Consider the following 14627-nt stretch of genomic DNA (forward strand, 5'->3'; position numbering starts at 1 on the left):
AGAACACTAGCCCTGCAATCGTCTGACAGGGGGATCAATCGTCAGCCGATCTGGCGCAAGGCCGTAATCTGAGGCGCCAGTCTAAGCGGGAGGGTCTGACAGCGTCCTGAAAGTGGGCAAGAGATTTTGCGCGACACCCGCAAAGTCGCCGTTTCAGGACGATGACCGCTCCTAGCCTTATGACCTTCGCAAAAATAGCCTTTTCCCGCTGAAGCATGCTTGGGGTAGGGCCACATAAAAAAAAAGCTCCATAAGGAGCTTTTAAAGGCCGGGCAGGCGCAGCAGTCCCGCCCGGCGGGGGATGGTCGATTAACCGTTGATGTCGTTGTCCTTGGATTCGCGCACGAACAGCGTGCCGATGACCAGGGTCATGACTGCGATGATGATCGGGTACCACAGGCCGTCGTAGATGTTGCCGGTGGCAGCCACCACGGCGAAGGCGACCGGGGGCAGGAAGCCGCCGAACCAGCCGTTGCCGATGTGGTAAGGCAAGCTCATCGAGGTGTAGCGGATGCGCGTCGGGAACATTTCCACCAGCATCGCGGCGATGGGGCCGTAGACCATGGTCACGTACAGCACCAGGATCGTCAGCAGCACCACGACCATGACGTTGTTGCTTTGCGCCGGGTCGGCCTTGGCGGGGTAGCCGTGGCTGCGGATCGCGGTGGTCAGCGCCTTGTCCAGTTCAGCGGCCTTGGCCTTGAAGTCGGCCGGGGCCATGGCCTTGCCGTCGAACGAGTTGAACTCGTCGTTGCCGATCTTGACCTTGGCGACCGAGCCCGCCGGAGCCGCCTCGTTCTTGTAGTTCACCGAATTGCGGGCCATGAATGACTTGACCACGTCGCAAGAGCTGGTGAATGCCGCGGTGCCCACCGGGTTGAACTGGAACGAGCACGTGCTGGCGTCTGCAATCACCGTGACCGGGGCCGTGGCTTGCGCCTTTTCCAGCGCCGGGTTGGCGAAGTGCGTGATGCCTTGGAAGATCGGGAAGTAGGTCGCGGCAGCGATCAGGCAGCCCGCCATGATGATGGGCTTGCGGCCGATCTTGTCGGACAGCGCGCCGAACACCACGAAGAACGGGGTACCCAGCAAGAGCGCGATCGCGATCATGATGTTGGCGGTATTCGCATCGACCTTCAGCGTTTGCGTCAGGAAGAACAGCGAATAGAACTGGCCCGTGTACCAGACCACGGCCTGGCCGGCGGTCAGGCCCAGCAGCGCCAGGATCACGACCTTCAGGTTCTTCCACTGGCCGAACGATTCAGCGATCGGCGCCTTGGAACCCTTGCCTTCTTCCTTCATGCGCTTGAAGGTGGGCGATTCGCTCAGCTGCAGGCGGATCCACACCGAGATGCCCAGCAGGATGACCGAGATCAGGAACGGAATGCGCCAGCCCCAGGCTTTGAATTCGTCTTCGCCGAGGTAGGTGCGGATGCCCAGGATGATCAGCAGCGACAGGAACAGGCCCAACGTCGCGGTGGTCTGGATCCACGACGTGTAGAAGCCGCGGCGGCCATGGGGCGCGTGTTCGGCCACATAAGTCGCTGCACCGCCGTACTCGCCGCCCAGCGCCAAGCCTTGCAGCAAGCGCAGGATGATCAGGATGGCCGGGGCCGCCATGCCGATGCTGGCATAGCTGGGCAGCACGCCCACGAGGAATGTCGACAGGCCCATGATCACGATCGTGACCAGGAAGGTGTATTTGCGTCCGACCAGATCGCCCAGGCGGCCGAACACCAGCGCGCCGAACGGCCGCACGGCAAAGCCCGCGGCGAACGCCAGCAGCGCGAAGATGAAGCCCGCGGTGGGGTTCACGCCCGAGAAGAAGTGCTGCGCGATGATGGCTGCAAGCGAGCCGTAAAGATAAAAGTCGTACCACTCGAAAACCGTGCCCAGGGACGACGCGAAGATGACGCGGCGTTCATCCTTGGTCATCGGGCGCGGTTCCGCGGAGGGACCGCGGCCTGCCATGGTTGTTGTGCTCATGATGTCTCCTCGTTTTAGGCCGGCGGTTGTCCGCCGTGCTTGACCCTCCGCCGGCGAGCCGACATCGAGCTATACGCAACATTGAGGCGCGAGGCTGACGAGGTTCTGACGTAACCCTTACCCGAATCTTAAAATTGAAACATTGTGTAAGCTTTGCGTGCGGAGCTAGGGATTGTCCTTAGCAGCGCCGGGGGCGTCGCGCCCCTCAAGTTTCCGGCAGGTCGGGGTGCTCGGCGTACATCGGGAACCCGACGCGAATGCGGGTGCCAGGCAGGTCCGAGTGCGTGTTGGGATGGTCGCTCACCACGACGGTGGCTTGGTGCTTCTGGGCGATTTCACGCACGATCGCCAGGCCGAGCCCGCTGCCGTCCGACCCCGTACCCAGCACCCGGTAGAAGCGGTCGAACACGCGCTCGCGTTCTTCCGGGGGGATGCCCGGGCCGGAATCCTCAACTTCCAGCACCGCTTCGTCGCCCACGCGCTGCACGCGTACCGTGATGTGGCCGCCACGCGGGGTGTAACGCAGCGCGTTGTCCACCAGGTTGTTCAGCAGTTCCGCCAGCAGCAAAGGATTGCCGCTGATTTCGACGGGATCGTCCGACCCCTCGAAGCCCAGGTCGGTGCTGAGCGACAGGGCCTGCGGCACCCAATGCATGGCCTGCTCGTAGGCGATGGCGTTCAAGTCGGTGCGCGTCAGGCCGATGGCGCTGGGGTTTTCGGCGCGCGCCAGCAGCAGCAACTGATTGACCAGCCGGGTGGCGCGCTCCGACCCGGTCACCAGTTGGCGCAGGCTGGACTGCATTTCCTCTGGGCTGGCGTCGCGCAATGCCAGTTCGGCCTGCGTGCGCAGGCCCGCCAGCGGCGTCTTCAACTGATGCGCGGCGTCCGCCACGAATCGGCGTTGCGCCTGGACGTTGGCGGACAGGCGGTCCAGCAGGTCGTTCATCGCCGCCACCAGCGGGGCGATCTCGGACGGCGCCGCTCGTTCATCGATGGGGGAGAGGTCGTCGGGACGCCGGGCGCGCAGGCGTTGCTGCAAGGCGTTCAACGGCGCCACGCCGCGCGACAGCCCGAACCAGACCAGCAGCACGGCGATCGGCAGCACCACGAACTGCGGAATGATCACGCCCTTGATGATGTCGTTGGCCAGTTGCGTGCGCTTTTCCACGGTTTCGGCCACGATCAGTAGCGCAGGCTGGGTGTTGGGCAGGTTCAGGTCGACCCACGTGAACGCCAGCCGGATGCCAAAGCCGCGCATGGTGTCGTCTTCGTACTGGACCTCGCCGGGACGCGGCTGGCCCACCGTGGCCGGCAGCGGCAGGGCGCGGTCGCCCCCCAGGTATTCGCCGCGGCTGCCCAGCGCCAGCCAGAACACGCTGTCGGTCTCGTCGGCGCGCAGCACGTCGCGCGCCGGGTCGGTCATTTTCAGCACGGCGCGGCCGTCCTGCGCGTGGACCTGGCGCGTCAGCACATGGAGGTTATTGGCCAGCGCCCGGTCGTACGGCACGTTGGCGATGTTCTGCGCGACGACGTAGGTGATCGCCACGCTCATGGGCCACAGCAGGAACAGCGGCGCGAGCATCCAGTCCAGGATCTCGCCCAGCAGCGAGCGCTGGGGCGGTGCGAAGCTCGGGCCCTTGGACCCGGCTTGCATGATATCCAGCGCTTCCTGATTCAGCGGTTCTGGCCGCGCAGGCTCAGCTGGCGAGATACGCGGCACCCTGGTCCCGCTCCAGACAGTAGCCCAGGCCGCGCACCGTCACGATCTTCACGCCGCTGGGCTCGAGCTTCTTGCGCAGCCGGTGCACATAGACTTCGATGGCGTTGGTGCTGACTTCTTCGCCCCATTCGCACAGGTGGTCCACCAGTTGCGTCTTGCTGACCATGCGGCCGCTGCGGGTCAGCAGGATCTCCAGGAGGCTGACTTCGCGCGCCGACAGGTCCAGCGTCTGGTCGTCCACGATGGCGACGCGGCCGGTCTGGTCGAACAGCAGCCGGCCGTGCTTGATCATCGTGGCGCCGCCGCCGGCGCCGCGGCGGGTCAATGCCCGCACGCGCGCTTCCAGTTCGGACAGCGCAAAGGGTTTGGCCATGTAGTCGTCGGCGCCCAGGTCCAGGCCCTTGACGCGCTGCTCGATGCTGTCGGCGGCGGTCAGGATCAGGACGGGCAGGGCGGAATTGCGGGCGCGCAGGCGGCGCAGCACTTCCAGGCCGGCCAGTTGCGGCAGGCCCAGGTCAAGAATGAGCAGGTCGAAGGCCTGGGCCGCCAGCGCAGAATCGGCGGCCAGCCCATCGCGCACGGCGTCCACGGCATAGCCGTTGTGGCGCAAGGACCGGGACAGGCCGTCGGCCAGAATGCTGTCGTCTTCGGCGATCAGGATACGCATGGGCTGCTAATGAAGGGGTCCCTGTGCCGCCAGCGCTTTGCGCGCTTGCTGCCCCTCTATGGGAGGCTATCCGCCTTGTGGGCGGCCCGGCGGCGGAAAAGGGACGAAACGCCGGGTTCTCCTTCGATTCTGTCATATGGCGGGGGGCTTGCCCACTCAGGGTATACGTGCAAAACTCTGGCACACTGGTTTTTTGTACAGTACAATCCGATGCCATAATCTGCACATGAATCAAAAGCGCGAAGCAACCTTGAGCGCAACTGACGCATAAGCTGACGCATTAGCCATATCTATAGCCAGACCCCAGCCTGACCGGCGACTTCTCCGGCACCCTTCGACACCAGATACGTTACAGACAGGACTCTACATGGACGACAAAACCACCAAGGCCGCCGCATCGGAAAAGGCCAAGGCGCTTGCCGCCGCGCTCTCGCAGATCGAAAAGCAGTTCGGCAAGGGCTCGATCATGCGCTACGGCGACAACGAGGTCTCGCACGATATCCAGGTCGTCTCCACGGGTTCCCTGGGGCTGGACATCGCGCTGGGCGTCGGCGGCTTGCCGCGTGGCCGCGTAGTCGAAATCTACGGTCCGGAATCGTCGGGCAAGACCACGCTTACGCTGCAGGTCATCGCTGAAATGCAGAAGATCGGCGGCACCTGCGCCTTCGTCGACGCGGAACACGCGCTGGACGTGCAGTACGCCAACAAGCTGGGCGTGAACCTGACCGACCTGCTGATCTCGCAGCCGGACACGGGCGAACAGGCGTTGGAAATCACCGACGCGCTGGTGCGTTCGGGCTCGGTCGACCTGATCGTCATCGACTCGGTGGCCGCCCTGGTGCCCAAGGCTGAAATCGAAGGCGAAATGGGCGATTCGCTGCCCGGCCTGCAAGCCCGCTTGATGAGCCAGGCGCTGCGCAAGCTGACCGCCACGATCAAGCGCACCAACTGCATGGTCATCTTCATCAACCAGATCCGCATGAAGATCGGCGTGATGTTCGGCAACCCCGAAACCACCACCGGCGGCAACGCGTTGAAGTTCTACGCCTCCGTGCGTCTGGACATCCGCCGCATCGGTTCCATCAAGAAGGGCGACGAAGTCGTCGGCAACGAAACCCGCGTCAAGGTGGTGAAGAACAAGGTGGCGCCGCCGTTCAAGCAGGCTGAGTTCGACATCATGTACGGTGCCGGCATTTCGCGCGAAGGCGAAATCATTGACTTGGGCGTGGCCGCCAGCGTGGTGGACAAGTCCGGCGCGTGGTACAGCTACAACGGCAATCGCATCGGCCAGGGCAAGGACAATGTCCGCGAATACCTGAAAGAGCACAAGGAAATCGCCATCGAGATCGAGAACCGCGTTCGTGAGAACCAGGGCATCGTCAGCCGTGCGGCCGAGTTCGTCCCCACGGCGGAAGACACCGCCGAATAAGCAATCTTGCGGGCGCCTGCGGATCAACGCAGGCGCGTTGCACATTGTTTGCGCCGTTGCCCCTGGCCCGGCGATATGCGGCAGGCGCCATGACGGGCCTGCCGTTTTTGCATAGCAAGCAGGAAGCGCATGAGCTGGAAATCGACCCCCGCGTCAGCCGACCGTCTTCGCGCCAAGCTGGATGACGAGTTTGAAACTGTCGCCAAGCCCCAGGGCTTGCGGCGGAGTTCCGATGCGCGCCGTGAACAGGAATCTGCGGCACCCGCCGCCGATCCGGGTGAATGGCAGCGCAGTTCCGAGCAGCGACCGGCCCCCCGCGGCCGCCGCGCAGCCCGCGCCGAGGACCAGGCCGGCGCGGATGACGGCAAGCCCGAACGCAAAGGGCCATCGCTGAAGATGCGTGCGGTGGGGTATTTGTCGCGGCGCGAGCATGCGCGCGAAGAACTGGCCCGCAAGCTGTCGGCTTACGCCGAAGACGGGGCTGAGGTAGAAGCGGTGCTGGATGCGCTGGAAAAAGAAGGCTGGCTGTCCACCGAGCGTTTTGCGCAAAGCCTGGTGCACCGGCGGGCGTCGCGCCAGGGCGCGGCCCGCATCGTGCAGGAACTGCGTCAGCATGGCGTGGACGCCGACCAGGTGGCTGAATTGCGCGACCAGTTGCGCGCCACCGAATACGACCGCGCGCTGGAAGTCTGGAGGAAGCGTTTCGACGCAAAGCCCGCCGACCGCGCGGCCTACGCCAAACAGGCCCGCTTCCTGGCCAGCCGCGGATTCGCCCACGACGTCATCCGCCGCATCGTGGGCGACAGCGACGAAGATTGAGCGCGCGCGCAGCGCGGCGGTCCATTTCCCTGCCGGGCCGCCCCAAGGGGAAAAGGCCCCCTCGGGGGGGCAGCAAGCGTGCGAAGCATGCGCAGCGTGGGGGCCCTTTTCCCCGCCGGGCCGCCCCAAGGGGAAAAAGCCCCCTCGGGGGGGCAGCAAGCGTGCGAAGCATGCGCAGCGTGGGGGCGCCTTTTCCCCGCCGGGCCGCCCCAAGGGGAAAAAGCCCCCTCGGGGGGCAGCAAGCGTGCGAAGCATGCGCAGCGTGGGGGCGCCTTTTCCCCGCCGGGCCGCCCCAAGGGGAAAAAGCCCCCTCGGGGGGCAGCAAGCGTGCGAAGCATGCGCAGCGTGGGGGCTCCCTCCCTCTCTACTTTGCCGATTTGATTCCCGACAGCGTCTTGAAGCAGACGTCGCGTGTGATGGTCAGGAATTCGTCGATGTACGACGCGTCGGTATCTTCGCTTCGCACCGTAGCGTACAGCGTGCGCCATACCCCTTGCGGGCCCAGGCGGCACTGCCGTAGCCAACCCTGATTCATGTATTCGGTCAATGCCCAGTTCGGCAGCGCGGCCACGCCGCGGTTGCTGGCCACCAGTTGCGCAATGATGGGGGTGAGCTCCGCCTTGCGGATGGCGGCGGGTTCCACGTCGGCCGGGTCCAGGAAGGCGGTGAAGACGTCCAGGCGCTGCTTGTCCACCGGGTACGTGATGAGCGTCTGATCGGCCAACTGGTCGGGCATGATGAATTTGCTGCCGGCCAGCGGATTGGACTCGGACACGGCCAGCACCAGTTCGTACTTGAACAATGGCAGGTATTCCACCGCGTCCAGCGGCTGCGGATCCGAGGTGATGACCAGGTCCAGGTCGCCGCGCACCAGGGCGGGCAGGGGGGCGAACGAAAAGGCGGCCGACAGGTCCAGCGCCACGTCCGGCCATTGCACCCTGAAGGCGTCCAGCGCCGGCATCAGCCATTGGAAGCAGGAGTGGCAATCAATCGCCAGGTGCAAGCGGCCCGTGCGGCCCGCAGCCAGCCGTTGCAACTCGCGCTCGGTGGCGCGGATGCGGGGCAGCACTTCGTCCGCCAGCGCCAGCACGCGCAGGCCCGCCGTGGTCAGCCGCGCCGGCCGGGTGCGCCGGTTGAGCAGCGGCGTACCCAAGCGGGTTTCCAGGTCGCGCAGCTGGTGCGACAGGGCGGATTGGGTCAGGTGCAGGCGTTCGGCGGCTTCTTGCAGGCTGCCGCCTTCACGGATGGCGGTCAGCGTCTCAAGATGGCGGATTTCTAGCATGGGCGTAGTCGAGGGCGCGGGGCAGCGGCGCCGCCTGGCGGCTACCCGCTGCAGGCACCAACCCCATCAGGGTGGAATGAACTTATATTGTATGAGATTTCCTCATCCTATGAATGTAGACATTGATTTTGATTCATGTAGATTTGCCGGCACAATGGCCTTCACTTGAACAAATTTTGTCTAATGGCGGCGATGACATGACTACTATTCATAATCTGGGATTTCCCCGCATTGGTGCCCAGCGCGAATTGAAGCGCGCGGTGGAGGCCTATTGGGCCGGCAAGCAAACCGCCGAAGCGCTGGAAGAAACGGGCCGCGAACTGCGCGCCAAGCACTGGAAGCTGCAAGCTGCGGCTGGCCTGAAGTTCGTGCCCGTGGGCGACTTCGCCTGGTACGACCAGATTCTGGAGTGGAGCACGCTGCTGGGCGCCGTACCGGCCCGTTTCGGCCAGAGCGACAGCGAAGCCATTTCGCTGGACACGCTGTTTCGCATGGGCCGTGGCCGCGCACCGACGGGCAAGCCTGCCGCCGCCTGCGAAATGACCAAGTGGTTCGATACCAACTACCACTACATCGTGCCAGAACTGGTGCCGGGCCAGACGTTCCGCATTGCGCGGGAATCGCTGTTCGAACAGATCCAGGAAGCGCAAGCGCTGGGCCATGCCGTCAAGCCGGTGATCCCGGGCCCGCTGACCTGGCTGTACCAGGGCAAGGGCGACGCGTTCGCGGGCGGCGCTGCCGACGAAGGCAAGTTGCAACTGCTGGCCGCGCTGCTGCCGGTGTACGAAGAAGTCCTGGCTCGCTTTGCCAAGCTGGGCGTGCAATGGGTGCAGATCGACGAACCCATCCTGGTACTGGACTTGCCGCAAGCCTGGCGCGATGCGTTCAAACAGGTGTACGGCGTGCTGGCCGCCAGCCCCGTCAAGCTGCTGATCGCCACCTATTTCGACGGCTTGAAGGACAACCTGTCCACCGCCCAGGCGCTGCCCGTGGCCGGCCTGCACGTGGATCTGGTCCGCGCACCCGAGCAACTGGCTGACGTCGTGACCGGCCTGCGCGCCGACCAGGTGCTGTCCGCTGGCGTCATCAACGGTCGCAACATCTGGCGCACCGATCTGGACGCCGCCATCGCCACGCTGGCCCCCATCAAGCAACAACTGGGCGATCGCCTGTGGCTGGCCCCGTCGTGCTCGCTGCTGCACGTGCCGGTGGACCTGGCCAACGAAACCGAACTGGACGCCGAGTTAAAGAGCTGGCTGTCGTTCGCCACTCAGAAGCTGCAAGAGCTGAGCCTCTTGGGCCGTGCGCTGGATAGCGCGACGGACCCTTCAGTGCAGTCGGGCTTGGTACAGCAACGCGAGGCACTGGCCGCGCGCCGTTCGTCGGCTCGCATCCACAACCCGGCCGTGGGCCAGCGTATGTCCGGCGCCGCCAGCGTGTCGCGTGAGCGTGCGCCGTTCGCCGGCCGCATCGCCCGCCAGCAAGAACAACTGGGCCTGCCCGCCTACCCGACGACCACGATCGGTTCGTTCCCGCAGACCGCTGAAATCCGTGCGCTGCGCCGCGACTGGAAGGCCGGCGCGCTGACCGATTCGGGCTACGAGGCCGCCATCCGCAAGGAGATCGAGGAAGTCATCCGCTTCCAGGAAAAGGTGGGCTTGGACGTGCTGGTGCACGGTGAACCCGAGCGCAACGACATGGTGGAGTACTTCGGTGAACTGCTGGCCGGCTTCGCGTTCACCAAGAACGGCTGGGTGCAAAGCTACGGTTCGCGCTGCGTCAAGCCGCCGATCATTTTCGGCGACGTGGCGCGTCCCGCACCGATGACGGTGGGCTGGTCGTCCTACGCGCAGTCGCTGACCGACAAGCCCGTCAAAGGCATGCTGACCGGTCCCGTCACTATCCTGCAATGGTCGTTCGTGCGTGACGACCAGCCGCGCGAACAGACCTGCCGCCAACTGGCGCTGGCGCTGCGCGACGAAGTGGTGGACCTGGAAACCGCCGGCATCAGCGTCATCCAGATCGACGAGCCCGCCATCCGCGAAGGCCTGCCGCTGCGCCGCGCGGACTGGAAGGCGTACCTGGACTGGGCCGTGGATTGCTTCCGCCTGTCGACCGCCGGCGTGCGCGATGAAACGCAGATCCATACCCACATGTGCTATTCGGAGTTCAACGACATCATCGAATCAATCGCCGCGATGGACGCGGACGTGATCACGATTGAAACGTCGCGCTCCAACATGGAACTGCTCAAGGCGTTTGAAGACTTCGATTACCCGAACGATATCGGTCCCGGCGTGTACGACATTCACTCGCCGAACGTGCCGGAAGTGGACTGGATGGTCGGCCTGATGGAAAAGGCGGCTGCCCGCCTGCCCAAGGAACGCCTGTGGGTGAACCCTGACTGCGGCCTGAAGACGCGCGCCTGGCCCGAAACCGAAGCGGCGCTGATCGGCATGGTGCAAGCGGCGCGCACGCTGCGCCAATCGGCCTGAAGACCGGCCCCCCAACGCCGGCCCCAAGGCTGGCGTTGCGGGTTAAGCCCCTGGTACGTGTGCGATTACGCACCGGCCGGGGGCTTTTTTTAGTGATGGGAAGCGGAACGAATTCCTGCGGCACGGGTCAATAAGCAAAAATCCCAACAGCTGGATTGTTGCCGTTCCTATGATTCTCCAAGGCCCCTATCGGCCGGATCTGCTTGCCGCGGAAACGCTGCCCGATATTCTGGAAGCCACGATCCTGCGGCATCCCGCCGCCATCGCCATCCACTGGCTGGATCAGACCCTTACCTACGACATGCTGGGCCGGCGCGCCGACCTGGCTGCGCACCATTTGATCGAGGCCGGCGTGCGGCCCGGGCAGATCGTGGGCCTGTGTCTGCCGCGCGGCGCGGACCTGCTGGTGATGCAGGCGGCCATCGCCAAAGCCGGCGCGGCCTGGCTGCCGTTCGAATCCGACACGCCGCCCGACCGCATGCTGGTCTGTCTGCAGGATGCGGGCGCCCAGGGGTTGATCGCCAGCGCCGATGTGCGCCTGGACGGCATGACGACGTGGACCACCTGGGCCCTGTCGATGCCTGTCGACGGCACCTTGCGCACGCGGGAAGGATTGCTGCCCGAGCACCCCGCCTACGTGATCTATACGTCCGGGTCCACCGGCAAGCCGAAAGGCGTGCCGATCAGCCAGGCCAGCATCTGCCATTTCCTGCGCAGCGAAAATGAGGTGCTGGGCGTGCGGCATGGCGACAAGGTCTACCAGGGCTTTTCGGTGGCCTTCGACATGTCGTTCGAAGAGATCTGGATCAGTTATCTGGTCGGCGCCAGCCTGTGGGTGGCGCCCAAGATGCTGACCACCGACCCCGAAGGCCTGCCCGACGCGCTGGTGCGCGAAGGCGTGACCGTGCTGCATGCGGTGCCGACGCTGCTTGCCTTGTTCGCGCACGATGTGCCGGGCTTGCGCATCGTGAACCTGGGCGGCGAAGTGTGCCCGGACTTCCTCGTGCCGCGCTGGGCCACGCCGGGCCGGCGCCTGTTCAATACCTATGGCCCCACCGAGACCACGGTATCGGCCAGCCTGGCCGAATTGCTGTCCGGCCAACCGGTGACCATCGGCACGCCGCTGCCCAATTACGGCATGCTCATCCGCGGCGACGACGGCGCGGTGTTGCCGCAAGGGCAGGTGGGCGAGCTTTGCATCACCGGGCCCGGCGTGGCGGGCGGCTACCTCGGGCGCCCCGAGCTGACGGCCGAAAAATTCCTGGCCAACCTCCGCCCCAGCGGCGATCACGACACGCGCATGTACCGCAGTGGCGATCTGGCCCGCATCGACGAGCATGGGCAGATCCAGTGCCTGGGCCGTAGCGACGACCAGGTCAAGGTGCGGGGCTTTCGCGTCGAGCTGGGCGAAATCGAAGCGGCGCTGTATCGGCAACCCGGTGTGGGCGCGGCGGCGGTGGTGCTGCGCGACCTGGGCGGCATCGATCAACTGGTGGCCTTCTTGAAACCCGAGGGCGAGGCGCGGCTGGACCTGCACGCCTTGCGCGCCGCGCTGGCGCGGGACCTGCCTGCCTATATGATCCCCGCCCGCTTTGAGCGCGTGGCCGAGGTGCCGCGCCTGACGTCGGGAAAGATTGACCGCAAGACGCTCAAGGCGCGTGAACTGGAAACCGTGTCCGAGCCCAGCGGCGAAGACGACGTAGCGGTCACGCCCGGCGAACAGGCGCTGTTCGACGCGCTGCGCCCCTTGTTCCCGGGCCAGCCGCTGCGCCTGGCCAGCGACTTCTTCCGCGACCTGGGCGGCCATTCGCTGCTGGCCGCGCGCCTGGTGTCGTCGCTGCGCAAGCATCCGCAGTTTTCCGCGCTGACGATGCACGAGCTCTATCAGCACCCCGGCCTGGGGGCGCTGTCGGCGCGCTTGGACGCGTTGGCGGCGGCCGTGCCGGTCGCGGTGGAAGACGGCGACACTACTGCGCCATCCCGTGACGCCGCGGGCCAGGCGTCGGAGTGGCGGCGCTGGACCTGTGGCCTGGCCCAGCTTGCCGCGCTGCCGTTGCTGATCGGCGTGCGCATGCTGATCTGGCTGACGCCGTTCTTCACGTATCACTACTGGACGGGCGACGAGGGCGACTCGGTCTGGCGTGCGGTAGCGCTGTCCATCGCCAGCTATCTGCTTTGCAACCTGCTGAGCTTCGGCGTGGCCGTGGCGTGCAAGTGGGGCATCCTGGGCCGGCTCAAGCCGGGCCGCTATCCGCTGTATGGGTGGCGCTTTTACCGCTGGTGGCTGGTGGACCGAGTGCTGGACATCCCGCCGGCGCATTTGCTGGCCGGCTCTCCCTTGCAGGTCTGGTATTTGCGGGCGCTGGGCGCGCGCATTGGCCGCGACGCGGCCATCAGCCGTATTTCGGTCCGCGCGCCCGACCTGCTGACGATTGGCGACGGCGTCAGCATTGGCGCGGCCGTCAACCTGGAGAATTTCGCGGTGCGCGGGGGCGTCTGGGAAGTGGCGCCGATCACCTTGGCCGACAATGCCTACGTCGGGTCGTACGCGGTGCTGCAAGGCGATGTGTCGATGGGCGAGCGCGCGCGGCTGGACGGCTTGTCGTCGCTGGCTTCGGGCGCACGCATCCCGGCGGGGCAAGTCTGGACGGGCGCGCCCGCGCGGCACGATCCCCAGGCGCATGCTCCTGAACTGCCGCCCCGACCCGTTCGGGCAGGGCGCTTGCGCCAACTCGATGTGGTGGCCTATGCCCTGGGCGGCACGTTGATCGCGGCGCTGTTCTTCATGCCGGTCTTTCCCAGTTTCGTGCTGATCGATTGGATCGACGCGCGCTGGCTGGACCTGATGGGCGACCGCGTGTCCTGGCCCTATGCCTTCCTTTGCTATCTGCTGCTGGCGTTGCCGGCCAGCGCCTTGCTGCTGTTCCTGACGGTGCTGGTGTCTGCCCTGTTGCGCTGGTTGTTGCTGCCCCGCTTGTCGGGCGGGCGGTGGCCGGTCTATGGCCAGATCTATCTGCGCCGGTGGCTGACCAACCAGATCCAGGAGTCCAGCCTGAGCGTGCTGCACGGCCTGTATGCCTCGATCTACGCCGGCACCTGGTACCGGCTGCTGGGCGCGAAGGTCGGCCGCGGCACCGAGATTTCCACCGCCATGGGCATCGTGCCCGACATGCTGACGCTGGGGCGCGACAGCTTCATCGCCGATGGCGTCATGCTGGGCGACGAGGAAATCGACCGCGGCTGGATGACGATGCGCCCGACCATCATCGGCAACCGCAGCTTTGTCGGTAATGGGGCGTACGTGCCCGATGGGTCGGTGCTGCCCGACGACGTGTTGATTGGCGTGCAGAGCCGAGCGCCGGCCAACGGCCGCATGGCCAGCGGCCAGACCTGGCTGGGCAACCCGCCGCTGGCCTTGCCCGCCCGCGAGCAGACCGCGGGCTTCCCCGAGCATCTGACGTTCCGGCCCAGCCTGGGCCGCAAGGTCGCCCGCGGCGCCGTCGAGGGCATGCGCATGATCCTGCCGCTGGCGGTCGTGATCGCGGTGGGCTATCTGACGGTCATGAAAATCATCCCGATCGCGGCGGCCCAGGGCTTTTTGGCCGCCTTCGACGAGCTGATGCTGGCTGGTGTTCTTTATGGATTGGGCACGTTCCTGTTCCTGGTGCTGCTGAAGTGGACGCTGGTGGGCCGGTACCGGCCACGCGCTGAACCCATGTGGACGCCCTTCGTCTGGAAGAGCGAGGCCGTGACCAGCCTGTACGAGTCCATCGCCGTGCCCAACTTCTTCAACTTTTTGCGCGCGACGCCCTGGCTGCCCCTGGCCTTGCGCTGCATGGGGGCCCGCATTGGCAAGCGCGTATTCATGGACACCACCGACGTCACCGAGTACGACTGCGTCCTGATTGGCGACGACGCGGTGCTGCACGCCTGGTCCGGGCCGCAGACCCATCTGTTCGAGGATCGCGTCATGAAGATCGGGCCCGTGCACATCGGCCGCGGCGTCAATGTCGGTCCGCGCACCACGATCCTGTACGACACCCACGTCGAGGAACACGCCGTGTTGGGGCCGTTGACCCTGGTGCTGAAAGGCGAAACCATCCCGGCCGGCCAGGCCTGGATGGGCAGTCCGGCCACGCCGTGGACGCGATGACCGCGGTCTTGAACGCGCCTGCGGGCTTGCCGCCGACGCCGCTGACCACCCCGCCGGCGCTGCGGCTGACCGGAGA

Annotated in this window: 8 protein-coding genes; 4 read left to right on the forward strand and 4 right to left on the reverse strand. The window is 65.7% G+C overall.

All coding sequences use genetic code 11. The features are described from left to right. Positions 1-309: 309 nt before the first annotated feature. The 3 genes from AC27VE_RS19295 to AC27VE_RS19305 form a co-directional block, all read right to left on the reverse strand. Positions 310-1971, reverse strand: a complete 1662-nt coding sequence (locus AC27VE_RS19295) for an MFS transporter (protein WP_488704715.1) — start codon at positions 1969-1971, stop codon at positions 310-312. 220 nt (positions 1972-2191) lie between these two features. Continuing rightward, positions 2192-3568: a sensor histidine kinase gene (locus AC27VE_RS19300; RefSeq protein ID WP_427956222.1), complete on the reverse strand. Its 1377-nt coding sequence runs from the start codon at positions 3566-3568 to the stop codon at positions 2192-2194. A gap of 115 nt (positions 3569-3683) precedes the next feature. Next, complete coding sequence (locus AC27VE_RS19305; RefSeq protein ID WP_006225021.1) at positions 3684-4373, reverse strand: response regulator transcription factor; 690 nt, start codon at positions 4371-4373, stop codon at positions 3684-3686. Between the two features lie 367 nt (positions 4374-4740). On the opposite strand from AC27VE_RS19305, the gene recA reads away from it, so the two are divergent. Continuing rightward, a complete protein-coding gene (gene recA, locus AC27VE_RS19310) occupies positions 4741-5802 on the forward strand; it encodes a recombinase RecA (RefSeq protein WP_006225020.1) in 1062 nt (353 codons plus the stop codon). 129 nt (positions 5803-5931) lie between these two features. Next, the gene (recX, locus tag AC27VE_RS19315) at positions 5932-6621 is read left to right on the forward strand and encodes a recombination regulator RecX (protein ID WP_488704712.1); all 690 of its coding nucleotides are present in this window, start codon (positions 5932-5934) and stop codon (positions 6619-6621) included. 364 nt (positions 6622-6985) lie between these two features. On the opposite strand, the gene AC27VE_RS19320 is transcribed toward recX, so the two are convergent. Continuing rightward, positions 6986-7903, reverse strand: a complete 918-nt coding sequence (locus AC27VE_RS19320) for a LysR family transcriptional regulator (protein ID WP_315139521.1) — start codon at positions 7901-7903, stop codon at positions 6986-6988. Between the two features lie 197 nt (positions 7904-8100). On the opposite strand from AC27VE_RS19320, the gene metE reads away from it, so the two are divergent. Together metE and AC27VE_RS19330 are read left to right on the forward strand one after the other, a co-directional pair. Further along, positions 8101-10398 (forward strand): 5-methyltetrahydropteroyltriglutamate--homocysteine S-methyltransferase, encoded by a 2298-nt coding sequence (gene metE, locus AC27VE_RS19325; protein ID WP_488704713.1) that lies wholly within the window; start codon positions 8101-8103, stop codon positions 10396-10398. A 169-nt stretch (positions 10399-10567) separates the two neighbouring features. After that, complete coding sequence (locus AC27VE_RS19330; RefSeq protein WP_488704714.1) at positions 10568-14551, forward strand: Pls/PosA family non-ribosomal peptide synthetase; 3984 nt, start codon at positions 10568-10570, stop codon at positions 14549-14551. Positions 14552-14627: the final 76 nt, after the last annotated feature.

The sequence above is a fragment of the Achromobacter sp. 18P8.1.1 genome (genome assembly GCF_057799415.1).

Excerpts from the sequence above, each read along its gene's own strand:
- AC27VE_RS19295 (WP_488704715.1), bottom strand. The coding sequence starts at position 1,971 with ATGGCAGGCCGCGGTCCCTCCGCGGAACCGCGCCCGATGACCAAGGAT.
- AC27VE_RS19300 (WP_427956222.1), bottom strand. The coding sequence starts at position 3,568 with ATGCTCGCGCCGCTGTTCCTGCTGTGGCCCATGAGCGTGGCGATCACC.
- AC27VE_RS19305 (WP_006225021.1), bottom strand. The coding sequence starts at position 4,373 with ATGCGTATCCTGATCGCCGAAGACGACAGCATTCTGGCCGACGGCCTG.
- recA (WP_006225020.1), top strand. The coding sequence starts at position 4,741 with ATGGACGACAAAACCACCAAGGCCGCCGCATCGGAAAAGGCCAAGGCG.
- recX (WP_488704712.1), top strand. The coding sequence starts at position 5,932 with ATGAGCTGGAAATCGACCCCCGCGTCAGCCGACCGTCTTCGCGCCAAG.
- AC27VE_RS19320 (WP_315139521.1), bottom strand. The coding sequence starts at position 7,903 with ATGCTAGAAATCCGCCATCTTGAGACGCTGACCGCCATCCGTGAAGGC.
- metE (WP_488704713.1), top strand. The coding sequence starts at position 8,101 with ATGACTACTATTCATAATCTGGGATTTCCCCGCATTGGTGCCCAGCGC.
- AC27VE_RS19330 (WP_488704714.1), top strand. The coding sequence starts at position 10,568 with ATGATTCTCCAAGGCCCCTATCGGCCGGATCTGCTTGCCGCGGAAACG.